Source organism: Bradyrhizobium hereditatis (genome assembly GCF_020329435.1).
Classification (GTDB): Bacteria; Pseudomonadota; Alphaproteobacteria; order Rhizobiales; family Xanthobacteraceae; genus Bradyrhizobium; species Bradyrhizobium hereditatis.
The window spans coordinates 211,226-224,356 of record NZ_JAGKJK010000013.1; the positions used below are offsets into that span (position 1 = coordinate 211,226).

The 13,131-nt window shown below is 64.1% G+C and carries 14 protein-coding genes; 5 read left to right on the plus strand and 9 right to left on the minus strand.

What is annotated here, in order from left to right; translation table 11 throughout:
* Window positions 1-32: 32 nt before the first annotated feature.
* The 4 genes from acuI to J6524_RS27950 all read left to right on the plus strand — a co-directional run bounded on the left by acuI (window position 33) and on the right by J6524_RS27950 (window position 4,039).
* Window positions 33-1,019 carry an acrylyl-CoA reductase (NADPH) gene (acuI, locus tag J6524_RS27935; RefSeq protein WP_225676583.1) on the plus strand — a complete coding sequence of 329 codons (987 nt, stop codon included), beginning with the start codon at window positions 33-35 and terminating at the stop codon, window positions 1,017-1,019.
* Window positions 1,020-1,177: 158 nt separating this feature from the next.
* Window positions 1,178-1,765 carry a hypothetical protein gene (locus J6524_RS27940; RefSeq protein WP_225676585.1) on the plus strand — a complete coding sequence of 196 codons (588 nt, stop codon included), beginning with the start codon at window positions 1,178-1,180 and terminating at the stop codon, window positions 1,763-1,765.
* Window positions 1,766-1,935: 170 nt separating this feature from the next.
* Entirely contained in the window at window positions 1,936-2,169 is a 234-nt protein-coding gene (locus tag J6524_RS27945; RefSeq protein WP_225676587.1) for a DUF6894 family protein, read from the plus strand.
* A 181-nt stretch (window positions 2,170-2,350) separates the two neighbouring features.
* Window positions 2,351-4,039 (plus strand): methyl-accepting chemotaxis protein, encoded by a 1,689-nt coding sequence (locus J6524_RS27950; RefSeq protein ID WP_225676589.1) that lies wholly within the window; start codon window positions 2,351-2,353, stop codon window positions 4,037-4,039.
* A gap of 3 nt (window positions 4,040-4,042) precedes the next feature.
* Here the strand turns inward: J6524_RS27950 and J6524_RS27955 are convergent, their stop codons facing one another.
* From J6524_RS27955 to ygfZ, 5 genes are all read right to left on the minus strand, one after another.
* A complete protein-coding gene (locus J6524_RS27955) occupies window positions 4,043-6,760 on the minus strand; it encodes a DUF2339 domain-containing protein (protein WP_225676591.1) in 2,718 nt (905 codons plus the stop codon).
* 100 nt (window positions 6,761-6,860) lie between these two features.
* The gene (locus tag J6524_RS27960) at window positions 6,861-7,367 is read right to left on the minus strand and encodes a tyrosine phosphatase family protein (protein WP_225676593.1); all 507 of its coding nucleotides are present in this window, start codon (window positions 7,365-7,367) and stop codon (window positions 6,861-6,863) included.
* Between the two features lie 87 nt (window positions 7,368-7,454).
* The gene (locus J6524_RS27965) at window positions 7,455-8,066 is read right to left on the minus strand and encodes a YfbR-like 5'-deoxynucleotidase (protein WP_225676595.1); all 612 of its coding nucleotides are present in this window, start codon (window positions 8,064-8,066) and stop codon (window positions 7,455-7,457) included.
* The gene (locus J6524_RS27970; protein ID WP_225676596.1) at window positions 8,063-8,692 is read right to left on the minus strand and encodes a DNA-3-methyladenine glycosylase I; all 630 of its coding nucleotides are present in this window, start codon (window positions 8,690-8,692) and stop codon (window positions 8,063-8,065) included. Before J6524_RS27970 ends, J6524_RS27965 begins: the two co-directional genes overlap by 4 nt.
* Window positions 8,693-8,702: 10 nt before the next feature.
* Entirely contained in the window at window positions 8,703-9,584 is an 882-nt protein-coding gene (ygfZ, locus tag J6524_RS27975) for a CAF17-like 4Fe-4S cluster assembly/insertion protein YgfZ (protein ID WP_225676598.1), read from the minus strand.
* 137 nt (window positions 9,585-9,721) lie between these two features.
* Between ygfZ and J6524_RS27980 the strand changes: the two genes are divergently transcribed.
* On the plus strand, window positions 9,722-11,056 hold the full coding sequence (locus J6524_RS27980; protein WP_225676600.1) for a dihydroorotase: 1,335 nt from the start codon (window positions 9,722-9,724) through the stop codon (window positions 11,054-11,056).
* A 177-nt stretch (window positions 11,057-11,233) separates the two neighbouring features.
* On the opposite strand, the gene J6524_RS27985 is transcribed toward J6524_RS27980, so the two are convergent.
* The 4 genes from J6524_RS27985 to J6524_RS28000 all read right to left on the minus strand — a co-directional run.
* Entirely contained in the window at window positions 11,234-11,500 is a 267-nt protein-coding gene (locus J6524_RS27985) for a hypothetical protein (protein ID WP_225676602.1), read from the minus strand.
* Window positions 11,501-11,653: 153 nt separating this feature from the next.
* Window positions 11,654-12,292 carry an HAD family hydrolase gene (locus J6524_RS27990; RefSeq protein ID WP_225676603.1) on the minus strand — a complete coding sequence of 213 codons (639 nt, stop codon included), beginning with the start codon at window positions 12,290-12,292 and terminating at the stop codon, window positions 11,654-11,656.
* A 4-nt stretch (window positions 12,293-12,296) separates the two neighbouring features.
* The gene (locus J6524_RS27995) at window positions 12,297-12,674 is read right to left on the minus strand and encodes a TIGR02301 family protein (protein ID WP_225676605.1); all 378 of its coding nucleotides are present in this window, start codon (window positions 12,672-12,674) and stop codon (window positions 12,297-12,299) included.
* Window positions 12,675-12,726: 52 nt separating this feature from the next.
* Window positions 12,727-13,131: NUDIX hydrolase (locus J6524_RS28000; protein WP_225676608.1), on the minus strand; the 405-nt coding region annotated here is incomplete at its 5' end.

The following is a 13,131-nucleotide window of genomic DNA, read 5'->3' on the forward strand; positions in this document are numbered from 1 at the left end:
CCCCGACATAGAACAAATCCGGGGAGTGTGCCGTGGGAACGTTCAAGGCCATCAGGATCGACAAGGCGGACAAGGGTACCACCGCCGCGCTGACGCAGTTCGACGAAGCCGAGTTGATGGACGGCGACGTCACCGTCGCGGTCGAGTGGTCGACGCTGAACTACAAGGATGGTCTCGCCGTCACCGGCAAAGCCCCGGTGGTGCGTCGCTTCCCGATGATCGCCGGCATCGACTTCGCCGGCACGGTCGCGCAATCCTCACATCCCGACTGGAAGACCGGCGACAGGGTCGTCTGCAACGGCTGGGGTATGGGCGAGACCCATCTCGGCGCCTACGCCGAGAAAGCGCGGGTCAAGGGCGACTGGCTGGTACGGCTGCCCGATGGAATGTCGCCACGTGAGGCGATGGCGATCGGCACCGCCGGCTACACCGCGATGCTGTCGGTGCTGGCGCTGGAGAAGCATGGCCTGACGCCCAACAGTGGTCCGGTCGTGGTGACGGGCGCTGCGGGTGGCGTCGGCTCGGTCGCCACCGCCGTGCTTTCGAAACTCGGCTACCACGTCATCGCGTCCACCGGGCGGATGTCGGAGGCCGACTATCTCAAGGGCCTCGGCGCAGCCGAGATCATCGATCGCGCTGAACTCACAGGGGCCGTCAAGCCGCTGGCGAAGGAGCGCTGGGCTGGCGGTATCGACAGCGTCGGCTCGACCACGCTCGCTAACCTGCTTTCCATGACGAAGTATGGCGGCGCTGTCGCCGCCTGCGGCCTTGCCGCCGGTATGGACCTGCCGTCCTCGGTCGCGCCGTTTATTTTGCGCGGAGTGTGCCTTCTCGGCATCGATTCCGTCATGTGCCCGCTACCCCAGCGCAAGCTCGCCTGGAGCCGCCTTGCCAGTGATTTGGACAAGAAGAAACTTGTTGATATTACTCAGGAAATTAACCTTGACCAAGTCATTGGAACCGGCGCACAAATACTTGCAGGCCAAGTCCGCGGTCGAATCGTGGTAAAAATTGTCTAACGCCGTTCAGACTTTACCAACCAACGTGCTCCAATGTTGCCACGGTTGGTATGGTAAGCAGCGGGTAAAGGCGGCAGCATGGTCCGGTACGTTGGGGTCCCGGTTTCATGCTCAAGCCGAGGCGGGCGCCCGCGCTCTTGTAAAGTTGGAGTAGCTGCATGCTTGCGCGTTTGGTTCTGGGGGCCGCCACGGCAGTCGTGATGATCGCTCCCGCGCTGGCCGGAATGATGACTGCCGACGAGGCACGCAGGTTTGTCAGCGGCAAAGTTTTCGCCTTCACCTGTTTCGACGGCACCCGTGGCGCCGGCCGCATCCTCGACGATCTCGGCGCGGCCGGTTCGATCCAGTTCAGCGGCTCCGGCCCGATCCGCCATGTGCGTCTGCCCGGCAATACGCTGCAGATTCGCGGTCAATCCGTCTGCGCCTCCATCAAGGGTCTGCCGTTCGAGCCGTGCTTCAATCTCGACAAGCGCGACGACCGCTCGTTCCGTGGCTCGGTCTCGGGCATGGGCTTCGCCTATTGCGATTTCCGCCACCAGGGCGCTTCGCAGATGCTGATAGCGCGCTCCGTGGCTCGGCCGCGTTCGCTGCATCGTCGGGAGGAGCCACAGCGCCCGGCTGACGCACGAGCCGAAGTGACGGCGCGGGTCGAGACCCCTGCGGTCGAGAGTGCCAAGCTCGAGCCGGTGAAGGCCGAACCGGCCAAGGCCGAGGGCGCTTCGGAGCTGCGCCGTTCGACCGATTGATCCCGAGCCGCGGCTGCCCGGACGACCAAATCGCCGTCACCCTATCCCTGTCCGTGGGCGCGCACCCGTAGTCATACGGGCTGGCGCATTCATGTCCTGGTAGCGAATCTCGTCCGAAGTGGTGACCGGCAGAAGAGGCCGGGAGGCGGCCCAACACAACGAGACCAATCATGCCGCTGTATTTTTTCCGGATCAGCCACGGCCGTTACGCAGGCGCGTCTGATCAGGGGGCCGAATTTGAAAGCCGCGAAGCCGCCTGGGCCGAGATGACCAAGGTGTGCGGTAACCTGCTCGGCAGTCTCTCGCGCAGCCTGAAACAGAACGCCGAATGGCAGATGGAGCTTCTGGACGAAGCCAAGCAGCCGGTATTCAGGATTCGACTGGTCGCCGAATCCATCAGTTGAAAGCTGATTGCTCGCCCAGGGCGTTGCGCCCTGCGTCCTGAGTAATATTACGGACCTCTAATTAACGATCGTTTGGAGCCGGGCGCGTACGTTGCCGGATATTCCCGGCGCATCGAAGATTGACGGCAGTTCCTCAGAATTCATGGCGCCAGTCCTTACAACAAGCCATGAGGGGCCAGCCATGTCCGCACTTTCCATTCGCGCCAAAGTCATCGCCGTGATCGCATTCATGCTGATCGCGATGTCCGGCATGGGCCTGGTCGCGATCCGCAGCATGCAGATGATCAACGCCCATACGGTGGAGATCGCCTCGAGCTGGCTGCCGAGCGTCCGCGTCTTGGGCGAGCTGCGCGCCGACATCAATCTGTTCCGCGTTGCGCTCCGTGCCCACGTCATGGCGGAAACGGCGGAGGCGAAGGCCGCCAACGACAAGCGATTGGCCGGCATCCTTGAGAGGATCGCGAAAGATCGCAAGGCTTACGAGCCGTTGATCTCCACGTCCGAGGAGCGCTCGATATACGAGAACTGGGCGCACGCCTGGGACCGATACATTACGGGTGTTCAGGAAGTTATCGAGCTATCGCGCCAGAGCATCGGCCGCATTCCGCATGAGGCAAGCGAAGCCATCTCCAAGAAGGTTGCCGTCATCGCCGCGGAATCCGACAAGTTCCTGGAAAAGGCCATCGATCTGAACAACACGGGCGCGGACAACGCGACCAGGCAGGCAGCGCAAGGCTACAACCTCGCGTTCTGGACAGTGTTGGGCATCGTGGCTGCCGTCATTATCTGTGGCATCGGCGTCGGGCTCTATCTCGTTCGCGATCTCTCGCGCGGGATTACTGCCATTGTAAAGCCGATGCAGGCACTCGGAAACGGCGATCTCTCTGCGGAAGTGACGCGCCGCGGTGAGAAGACCGAAATCGGCGCGATGGCTGACGCTTTGCAGGTCTTCAAGGATGCGCTGATCGCCAAGAAGGCGGCCGATGAGGCTGCGGCCCGCGATGCCGAAGCCAAGATAGAGCGCGGTCGCCGCGTCGACAACATCACGCGGGAATTCGAAGCCATGATCGGCGAGATCGTCGAAACCGTTTCCTCAGCATCGACCGAGCTCGAGGCTTCCGCTGATACGCTGACCTCGACCGCGGAGCGCGCGCAGGAGCTCGCCACCACCGTCGCTTCGGCCTCGGAAGAGGCTTCCACCAATGTGCAGTCGGTCGCATCCGCCACAGAGGAGATGGCTTCCTCGGTCACCGAGATCAGCCGACAGGTACAGGAATCCGCGCAGATGGCGAGCGATGCCGTGGATCAGGCGGCAAGGACCAATGATCGGGTCAGCGAATTGTCCAAGGCCGCCGCGCGGATCGGCGATGTGATCGAACTGATCAACACCATCGCCGGCCAGACCAATCTGCTCGCGCTCAATGCAACCATCGAAGCCGCCCGCGCCGGTGAGGCTGGCCGCGGCTTCGCGGTCGTTGCTTCGGAGGTGAAGGCGCTGGCCGAGCAGACTGCGAAGGCGACCGGCGAGATCGGTCAGCAGATTACCGGCATCCAGGGCGCGACAGAGGACTCCGTTGCCGCCATCAAGGAGATTTCAGGCACGATCGAAAAGCTGGCTGAGATTTCCTCGGCGATCGCCGCTGCCGTGGAGCAGCAGGGCGCGGCCACGCAGGAAATCTCGCGCAACGTGCAGCAGGCCGCAGCGGGAACGCAGATGGTCTCCGCCAACATCACGGACGTACAACGCGGCGCGACGGAGACGGAGACCGCCTCGTCGCACGTTCTCGCCGCGGCGCAGTTGCTGTCGGGCGACAGCAACCGCCTGAAGGTCGAGGTCGCCAAATTCCTCGAGTCGGTACGCGCCGCGTAGTGCTCAACTCCCTGTTGGAGCGGCCGGCGCAACTGGCGCCGCCGCTTGCCTGCGGAACAGGATCCGCTGGTACAGCCAGCCGATCGCCACCAGCACCAGGCCAAGGCACATGAAGGACAGCGCGCGATAGACGCCTGTCAGCGTCGACATGTCGATCAGGAAGGCCTTCAGGATCGTCAGTGCGATGACGACTGCCGAGGCCAGTCGCGCGCGTTGCGAATTGACGAGAATGCCGATGCCGAGCAGCACGACGCCGAACGCGAGATATGCGATCGAGTAGGTATACTGTTCGGCACCGGTGGTCGGGCCGACGGCAATCGCCGGGCCGTGATAGATTCGCCTGATCTCGAACGTCACATAGGCTAGCGCGAGAACGAGCGCTGCCCCTGCGATCGTGTTGGCGTAGGCGACCGGACGGTGGCCAGCCACGGAGTAGGACAATAGCAGCGCGAGCACCGCGGGCAGGGCGTAGCCAAGCAGCAAAAGGTTGATGACGACACCGCCGACATCGATCCAGCTGAGCATCGGGTTCTCAAGCAACAGCAGGCCGAACAGTGTCGCGAGTCCGGCAAACGCTGTGAGCAGGATCGCGCCCGCGTTGTGAATGACGCTGCCGGTGCGGATGCGCAGGCGCTCCAGTCCGATTGCCATGGCAAGCGCGACGCAGACTTGCAATGCCACCTCGGTGAGGCCGGCGCTCTGGCGATAGACGTCGCCATTGTTGACGGCGTGGCGGATTTCCATGAAGGCCAGCAGCACCGTGAAGAGGATCGCCGCCGATTCAACGGTCCGCAGCGGCGCATCATCGCCGCCGCGGCGCAGCAGGATGCTGCCCGCCCAGAACGATGCCGCCGGAATGCCATAGCCCCACAACAGCCAGTTGAAGATCGGCGTGGTGCCGACGGCCTGGCCGACGATGCGCGGCTCGTAGCCGATGCGCAGCACGACGATGCCGGCGAGAACGGCCGCGAGCATGCGCAGGAACGGAATCGGCCGCTGCGTCGAGATCCAGGCGGTGCCGGCCGACATCAGAGCCAGGGCGATGGTCAGCCAGCCTTTTTCCAGTGCAAAGGTGAGCGCCAGCGCCAGCGCTGCGAGGGTGCCGGTCGCAAACAGCGCGATTGAAGCCTGCAATCCGGGACGGTCCTCGCGCTTGGAGAGGATCTCGGTCGCGGCGGCATACGCTGCGGCCAGCACCACTGCGAGAACCGCAAACGGAATAGAGCGATCGAGATGCGCGATGCGAGCGTAGAGCGCGACGAGAAGCGCCAGCGGCGTAAAGGCCGCCGCAGCCGACCAGATCACCGGTATGACTGCTCCCGCGGAGCGACCTTGCGCGAGGAATCCCGCCACGCCAAAGCCTGCGGCGAAGATCGCGGCTGCTATCAGGTGCAGCGACACCGATCCATCCGTGGCGCTCGGTCCTATGCCCTGCAACGGACCGCCGGGCAGCACCAGCATATCGGGATTGGCGCGAATGGCCCATTCGGCGAACACGACAAAGACCAGTGCTGCGGCGGCGCCGACAGCGCCGGCTGCGGCATCGCTGCGCCAGGCGACGACAATGCTGCCGGCCACCAGCAAGCCGAACACGATCATGGCCGTATCGGCATGAAAACTGTTCAGCACGATCAACATCGCGCCGAGCAGATAGGCCGCCAGCGAGCCGGATGAGATCGGCTCGACCTGGCCTTCATCCGCGGGCGGGCCGAACATGAAGCCGCATACCACGAGCAGCGCGGCGAGAACGAAACCGGCGAGCACGTGGAACGCATGCGGGCCGACCATCGAGGGGCCGCATTGCAGGCAGGGGAAGGTCCACAGCAGCGCGAATACGATCGTCGTGACCGCGAGCCAGCGCCACAGCCGGACGCGCGCCAGGCCAAAGGCCGCCGCGGTGACGATCGCGAGATAGATGTAGAGCGCCCAGAAATCCGGCTTGCCGGACGAGACCAGAATGGGCGTGACGAAGGCGCCAACTACGCCGAGGCCGGCGAGCGCCGGGCCGTGCAGCAGCGCCGCGGCCAGCGTGCCCATCGCGACCAGACCGAGCAGGACGAACGCGGTCGCAGGCACCAGGAAGTCGTAGAGCGCATAGGCGGCATACACCGTGGCAAACGCCACTGCCGTGCCTGCAGCGGTCAGGATGGCCGGGATATTGGCGATCGGCAGCGCGGCGATGGAAGACACGCTCTCCTTGCGACGCGTCCATTCGCCGGCCAGCAGCAGGGCCAGCGCGAACAGGCCGCCGAGCATGGTGCGCACGCCGGGGCCAAGCAGGCCGGCCTCGATCGAATAGCGCACCATGAAGAAGCCGCCGAGCGCGAGCGTCAGCCCGCCGATCCACACCACCCAGCGAGTGCCGACGGTTTCCTCGAATCCGCGATCGGGCTGCGGCGGGAGCGGGGGCGGTGGTGCCGCCCCGCCTGGGGCAGCCTGAGCCTGGGGATCGCTGAGCGGAACGGGCGCGATGGATTCGACCTCGGGAAGGATGGGCGGTGGTGTTGGAGTGGCCCCGGTCTGAGCCGGCGGCAGGCTCTGCTCAAATGCTTCAAACGGCGTGAGCGGCGGCGGCATGGGCGCAGCGGCGGCCCCCGGCGCGGCCTGTATCGCCTCCAGGCGCTGGCGCAATTCCGCCACCTGGTTCATGGCCTTTCGCGCGAAAATCAGGGCCATGATTGCGATTACGAGCGCGAAGAAAACGAAGGGGTCGTCGAACATCAGGCCTCCGGGCGGGCGCGTCAGGGCGTTAACCGGCCACGTCCGCAGCCCGGTTGCAATCCTGTGTGCGCCGTTATCAGCTAAAAGTTCAAATTCGACGCTAGTCCAGATCGAGCTGGAACGGCCGGCCTTCGACCATCATGCTGCCCGGGCCCATCTCATCCAGCGCGCGCAGCATCCGCCCCTCGCGCCGCAGCGCCTTGTCGGCGAGGCTGACGATCAGCCGGTTGGGGGAGGCGATCGGCGAGCGGGCGCGAATCTGCCGGGCGATCTCGATCTCGTCGCGATGCGGATTGAGCGCGCAGGCCGCGGCAAAGGCGCTCGCCGTCGAGCGGCTGATGCCGGCATAGCAGTGCACCACCATCGGCGCGCTGCGGTCCCAGCTCCGAACGAAATCCAGCACCCTTTCGATATGATGATCCGCCGGTGCAACAAAGCCGTCCATGTGCTCGGTAATGTCGTCCATCGATACTTTCAGGTGGTTGGCTTCAAGCACCGAAGCCGGACGCAGCACCTGATCGACGTTGGCCATCACGGTCAGAATGTGGCTGGCGCCGGTGGCTCGCACGGTCTCGGGAAGTGCGGCAAGCGAACAGACGTGAAGCATGACAATCCTTCGAAGCGTTCCCTGGCAAGCTTTTGTCGCGATTATAGCCCGCTGACAGAGCGGTGAAAGCAGGTTTGGGACGGGCAATCAACCGAGTAGCAGGTTGAATCGCGCCAAATACTGCTTCTCGGCCCGGGCTGCGGTCCAAGGCGTCAGATAATCGCGCACGGTGGATTCCGGCAGGCCGGGGTCCCTGCCGAACAGGCGCTTTGCCTCGCTTTCCGAAAATCCGGCCAGAAGGGTGGCTTCGAGATAGGCGGCGCCACGATCGGCCGCCTTGATGGCCTTGGTGACCTCGTCAGCCAGAACCGCCGGCAGGCCGAAGCGAACATGGATCGCGGCGAGCAGGCGTTTTTCCACGACCTTGTAGTCGCCGCCGAGCACAGCCTTGAACGGTGAGATCATGTCGCCGATGACATACTCCGGCGCGTCGTGCAGCAGCGCAGCGAGCCGGAAGTGATTGTCGACTCGAGGCATCTGCTCGCGCATCACGGTTTCCACCAGCAGCGTGTGCTGCGCCACCGAGAAAATATGTGCGCCGCTGGTCTGTCCGTTCCAGCGTGCGACGCGCGCCAGGCCATGGGCGATGTCAACGATCTCGATATCGAGCGGGGAGGGGTCCAGCAGATCGAGCCGCCGCCCCGACAGCATCCGCTGCCAGGCGCGGGTCGTGATGCTCGACGGCTTTCGCTGCGTCATTTGGCCTTGAGGCGGGGCTTGCGAAGTTTGCCGCTGCAGCTCTCGTGGCAGAAGCACGTGACCAGATGGTCGTTGACCATGCCGGTCGCCTGCATGAAGGCATAGACGATGGTCGGTCCGACAAATTTGAAGCCGCGTGCGCCGAGCTCCTTTGAAATCTTGACCGAGACCGGCGTCGAGGCCGGCACGCTGGCCGTAGTCTTGAACTGATTTACGATCGGCTTGCCGTCGACGAAGTCCCACAGGAATTTTGAGAAGCCCGCGCCCTCTTCCATGATCTTCAGATAGGCCTTGGCGCTACTGACGGCGCCCTCGATCTTGGCGCGGTTGCGCACGATGCCGGCGTCGTTCATCAGCGCGTGGACCTTCTTGTCGCTGTAGCGCGCGATCTTTTCCGGTTGGAAATCGTCGAAGGCTTTGCGGAAGTTGTCGCGCTTGCGCAGGATCGTGATCCACGACAGCCCTGCCTGAAAGCCATCGAGGATCAGCTTTTCATAAAGCGCCCGATCGTCATATTCGGGCACGCCCCATTCGGTGTCGTGATAGGCGAGGTAAAGCGGATCTTCGCCGGGCCAGGGGCACCGCGTCTTGCCGTCGGCGTGCAGTCGCGCGGCAGATTTACTCATAGGACATTGCTCATGCGACGGTCTGCTTCGGTGGGAGGCGAACGTCGTTCGGATCGGTCAGGCGGATCGCAAGGCCACCGGCCGTCAATGATAGTCCGGCATCAAGCGCATCGGCAACGCGGTCGATCCGAACCAGCGCGAGGCCATGGCCGCCGGCGGTCGATCCCATGGTGCCGACCTGCTTGTCGCCGGCCAGAACGGCAACGCCGGTTTCGGGCGAAAAGTCTTCGAGCGTGACGCGCACGATCCGCGTGCGCGCGGTGCCGCGATGCTGCATCCGCGACACCACCTCCTGGCCGACATAGCAGCCTTTGTCGAAATCGACGCCGTGCAGGCGATCCATATTGGTCTCGTGCGGAAAGGCGTCGCTGTACATGAAATCGAGCCCGCCGCGCGGCACACCCAGCGCGATGCGATGGGCCTCATAGGCATCGCTGCCAACGAGGTCGGCGCCGATCAGGTCGGCCACCTTCTGCTTGAGCTCTTCGGGCACGAGAATACGCCAGCCCAAAGTTTCATGCCGCGGATCGGCAAACGCCAGATCGGGCTTCGTCGCGGGCTCGCCGTCCCATGCCGCCAGCACGCCCATGCCGTCTGAGATATTCTCCACCGCGACCTTGGCGCGCAGCTTGTAGAAACCGAGCTTATCGGCAAGGTTCTGCGCCAGCGCGCGGGGCGCGTCGATCAGGAAGCCGCCGCCATGGCCGGCCGGAGCTTCGGTGATGAGGAAGTCGGTCGTGATCTTGCCCTGCGGCGTGAGCAGCGCGCCAAACCGGCCAAGTCCGGGCTGCAGCAGCGTGACGTCTGTGGTGACGAGGCCGTTGAGGAAGTTGCGGGCATCCTCGCCCGTGACCTTCACCACGCCCCTATCAGGAAGAAACGCTGCTTTCATAAGCTAAATCGGCCTCTTTTGACGTTGTTTTCAAGTTCCTGGGAAAACGCAGGTGACGGATATCCCATGCGAAGTTAAGGCGCTAAGGTGCCGCCAACAAGGCCTGTGCGTAAGCCTAAAGCAGGCGTCGAGGACCGATGAATCAACGATTTGATACCATTCTAAAATCCGGCACCGTGGTCAATCAGGATGGCGAGGGCATCCGCGACATCGGCATCTCCAACGGCCGGATCGCCGCGATCGGCGGGCTCGGACAGGCTTCTGCCGCCGAGACGATCGACTGCAAGGGCCTGCACATCCTGCCCGGCGTGATGGATACGCAGGTGCACTTCCGCGAACCCGGGCTGACGCACAAGGAGGACCTCGAGACCGGTTCGCGCAGCGCCGTGATGGGCGGCGTCACCGCTGTTTTCGAGATGCCGAACACCAATCCGCTCACGGTCACCGAGGAGGCGTTCACCGCCAAGATCAAGGCCGGCCATCATCGCATGCATTGCGATTTTGCGTTCTTTATCGGTGGCACGCGCGAGAACGTGAACCATCTGCCTGAGCTGGAGCGCGCGGAAGGCTGCGCCGGCGTCAAGGTGTTTATCGGCTCTTCCACTGGCGCGCTGCTGGTCGAAGACGATGAAAGCCTTCGACGCATCTTCCAGGTGATCCGCCGCCGCGCAGCCTTTCACGCCGAGGACGAATACCGCCTCAACGAGCGCAAGCCGCTGCGCATCGAGGGCGATCCGCGTTCGCATCCGGTGTGGCGCGACGAGACGGCCGCGCTGATGGCGACGCAGCGGCTGGTCAATCTTGCGCGCGAAACGGGAAAGCGCATTCACGTGCTGCACATCTCGACCAAGCAGGAGATCGATTACTTACGCGAGCACAAGGATGTCGCCTCCTGTGAGGCGACGCCGCACCATCTCACCATGGCGGCGCCCGAATGCTACGACCGGCTCGGGACGCTTGCGCAGATGAACCCGCCGGTGCGTTCGGCCGATCACCGCGACGGCATCTGGCGCGGCATCGAGCAGGGCATCATCGACGTGCTTGGCTCCGACCACGCGCCGCACACGCTGGAGGAAAAGGCGAAGACCTATCCGGCTTCGCCCTCGGGCATGACGGGGGTGCAGACGCTGGTGCCGTTGATGCTCGACCACGTCAATGCCGGGCGGCTGTCGCTGGCGCGCTTCGTCGATCTGACCAGCGCTGGTCCCGCGCGCCTGTTCAACATTGCCTGTAAGGGCCGCATCGCGGCCGGTTACGACGCCGACTTCACCATCGTCGATCTCAAGCGGAGCGAGACCATCACCAACAAGTGGGTGGCCTCGCGGGCGGGGTGGACGCCCTATGACGGCATGCGCGTTACCGGCTGGCCGGTCGGCACCTTCGTGCGCGGCAAGCGCGTGATGTGGCAGGGTGAGCTCACGACGCCTTCAACCGGCGAGCCGGTGCGGTTCCTGGAGACGTTGAAGGCGTAGTTCGGAGCTCGTTCCAAACCAACGGGTGTCGTCGCCCGGCTTGACCGGGCGATCCAGCATTCCAGAGGCGTTTGTAATTCGATCGAGAAGCCGCAGCGTACTGGTCACCCGCCGGAGCCTGTCATTGGGCGCGCATTCGCGCGACCCGGTGGCGGGTGACGACATCTGGAGTTGCCGCTACTGCTTCGCCAGCTTCAGCGAAAATTCGCCGTTGCGCACGCGCGCCGGCAGTCCTTCCGCAAACTTCGCCACCGCATCCTCGCCGTAGGTCGAGACTAGTTCGGCCAGCGCCGTGAACAGGCTCGCCTGCGCGAGGCAGTCGCCGTCGACGCCATCGTGCCGCGCTTCCGCCCAGGCTTCGCTCAGGTAGCTGAGGGCAGTCTGCTTCTGTTCGAGATCGGGAAGCGGGTCTTGGGCGATCGAAAAGGCAGCTGGGCGGCTCATGAACTCAACGAAAATCTGCGCGCGAACCAGGGCGGATCGCATCCTGACGCAATAAGCTGTAGCACGCGGTGCTGACGCGCCTAGCCACATCTTTAGGAAAGGTTAACAGGCCTGCGCGAATTTCAGGCAGGGCCCACGCAGGTTCCACCGATCTTAGGAAATGCAGTCCAGGATCGCTCCCGGCGTCGCGCAGACATGGTGCGCGCCGGCGCTGAGCAGTTCGTCCCGGCTGCCGTAGCCGTAGAGCACGCCGATGCCTTTCATGCCGTTGTTTTTAGCGCCGACCATGTCGTGGCTGCGGTCGCCGATCATCAGGGTCTTGGCCGGATCGACCGAAACTTGCTTCAGCGCGTATTCGAGCAGATGCGACTTGTCCACACGGGTGCCATCAAGTTCGGAACCGAAGACGCGCTCGAAGTGACCGCGCAGGCCGAAATGATCGACGATGCGCTCGGCGAATACGTGCGGCTTGCTGGTCGCGACAAACAGCCGGTGGCCAGAGGCGCACAGCGACGTCAGCAGATTGCCAATACCATCGTAGACGCCGTTCTCGTAGAGGCCGATGTCGGAAAATCGCTCGCGGTAGAGCGCCACCGCGCGGTCGGCGGCGTGATCGGCGCCGAGCAGTCGCACGAAGCTGGCGCGCAGCGGAGGGCCAATGCACCAGGTCAGTTCGTCCTCGGTCGGAATATCAGGATGATCAAGCCTTTGCAGTGCGTATTGAATCGAACGGGTGATGCCCGGCTTCGGATCCGTCAGCGTGCCATCGAGGTCGAAATAGATCGCGTCCATTTCTTCAGTTTGCGTAGCGCGCGGTCAGGTCGCGCGAAATTTTTGAGCCTTCCTCAATATATCTGCGGATCGCAACCGATGCAGCCGGCGTGCAGGTCCGGTAGGTCTGCTGAAAACCGTTATAGCCGCGATTGAAGCCGGCAATCATGCGGGCGCGGCGGTCGCCGGAGGGGGTTTCGGCGTCGATCAACGCCTGCATCTCGTTGCGCCATTTCGCCCCTTCATTGGCGCCGCAGATGCCCCGGAGGTAGTGCAGGGTGCCGAGAATCTCGGCCAGCCGCTGCAGCTCGCCGTCAAACGGCGCGGCGGCGTCCTGGGCGCGTGCGGGGGCCAGATGGCATGCCGAAACGAGGATGAGGGCGGCGAGAGCGTGCTTGAGCATTTGAGGGCCATATGCCCCCTCACGGCGTCCGAGGCAAGGCGGGAGGGACCGCCTAGACCAGCTTCCGGGCGGCCTCGATGACCTCCAGAAGACCGCCGGTGACCTTGAGATCACCGAGCTCACCAGGCGCCAGCCATTTGAAGTCGTCGTGCTCGTCGTTCAGGACCGGCTCCCGGGCCACCCATCGCGCCGCGAACGACATGATCAGGTAATGGCCGCCGCCGGACGCCCCCGGCAGCACCTCTCGCCAGCCGGCAAGCCCCAGAATCTCGATTCTCAAGCCGGTTTCCTCGTCCACCTCGCGGTGCAGCGCGGCGTGCAGCGATTCGCCGAATTCGACCCGGCCGCCGGGAAGGGAGTAGAAGCCCTTGCCGGGCGAACGGGCGCGGCGGACCAGGAGGACCTTGCCGTCACGGAAGATCGCGCCGCTGACGGCGAGCTGTGGGTGGGTCGGGTG

Bases quoted from the DNA above. Each gene is read 5' to 3' on its own strand.
- J6524_RS27940 (WP_225676585.1), top strand. From the start codon at position 1,178: ATGCTTGCGCGTTTGGTTCTGGGGGCCGCCACGGCAGTCGTGATGATC.
- J6524_RS27945 (WP_225676587.1), top strand. From the start codon at position 1,936: ATGCCGCTGTATTTTTTCCGGATCAGCCACGGCCGTTACGCAGGCGCG.
- J6524_RS27950 (WP_225676589.1), top strand. From the start codon at position 2,351: ATGTCCGCACTTTCCATTCGCGCCAAAGTCATCGCCGTGATCGCATTC.
- J6524_RS27955 (WP_225676591.1), bottom strand. From the start codon at position 6,760: ATGTTCGACGACCCCTTCGTTTTCTTCGCGCTCGTAATCGCAATCATG.
- J6524_RS27960 (WP_225676593.1), bottom strand. From the start codon at position 7,367: ATGCTTCACGTCTGTTCGCTTGCCGCACTTCCCGAGACCGTGCGAGCC.
- J6524_RS27965 (WP_225676595.1), bottom strand. From the start codon at position 8,066: ATGACGCAGCGAAAGCCGTCGAGCATCACGACCCGCGCCTGGCAGCGG.
- J6524_RS27970 (WP_225676596.1), bottom strand. From the start codon at position 8,692: ATGAGTAAATCTGCCGCGCGACTGCACGCCGACGGCAAGACGCGGTGC.
- ygfZ (WP_225676598.1), bottom strand. From the start codon at position 9,584: ATGAAAGCAGCGTTTCTTCCTGATAGGGGCGTGGTGAAGGTCACGGGC.
- J6524_RS27980 (WP_225676600.1), top strand. From the start codon at position 9,722: ATGAATCAACGATTTGATACCATTCTAAAATCCGGCACCGTGGTCAAT.
- J6524_RS27985 (WP_225676602.1), bottom strand. From the start codon at position 11,500: ATGAGCCGCCCAGCTGCCTTTTCGATCGCCCAAGACCCGCTTCCCGAT.
- J6524_RS27990 (WP_225676603.1), bottom strand. From the start codon at position 12,292: ATGGACGCGATCTATTTCGACCTCGATGGCACGCTGACGGATCCGAAG.
- J6524_RS27995 (WP_225676605.1), bottom strand. From the start codon at position 12,674: ATGCTCAAGCACGCTCTCGCCGCCCTCATCCTCGTTTCGGCATGCCAT.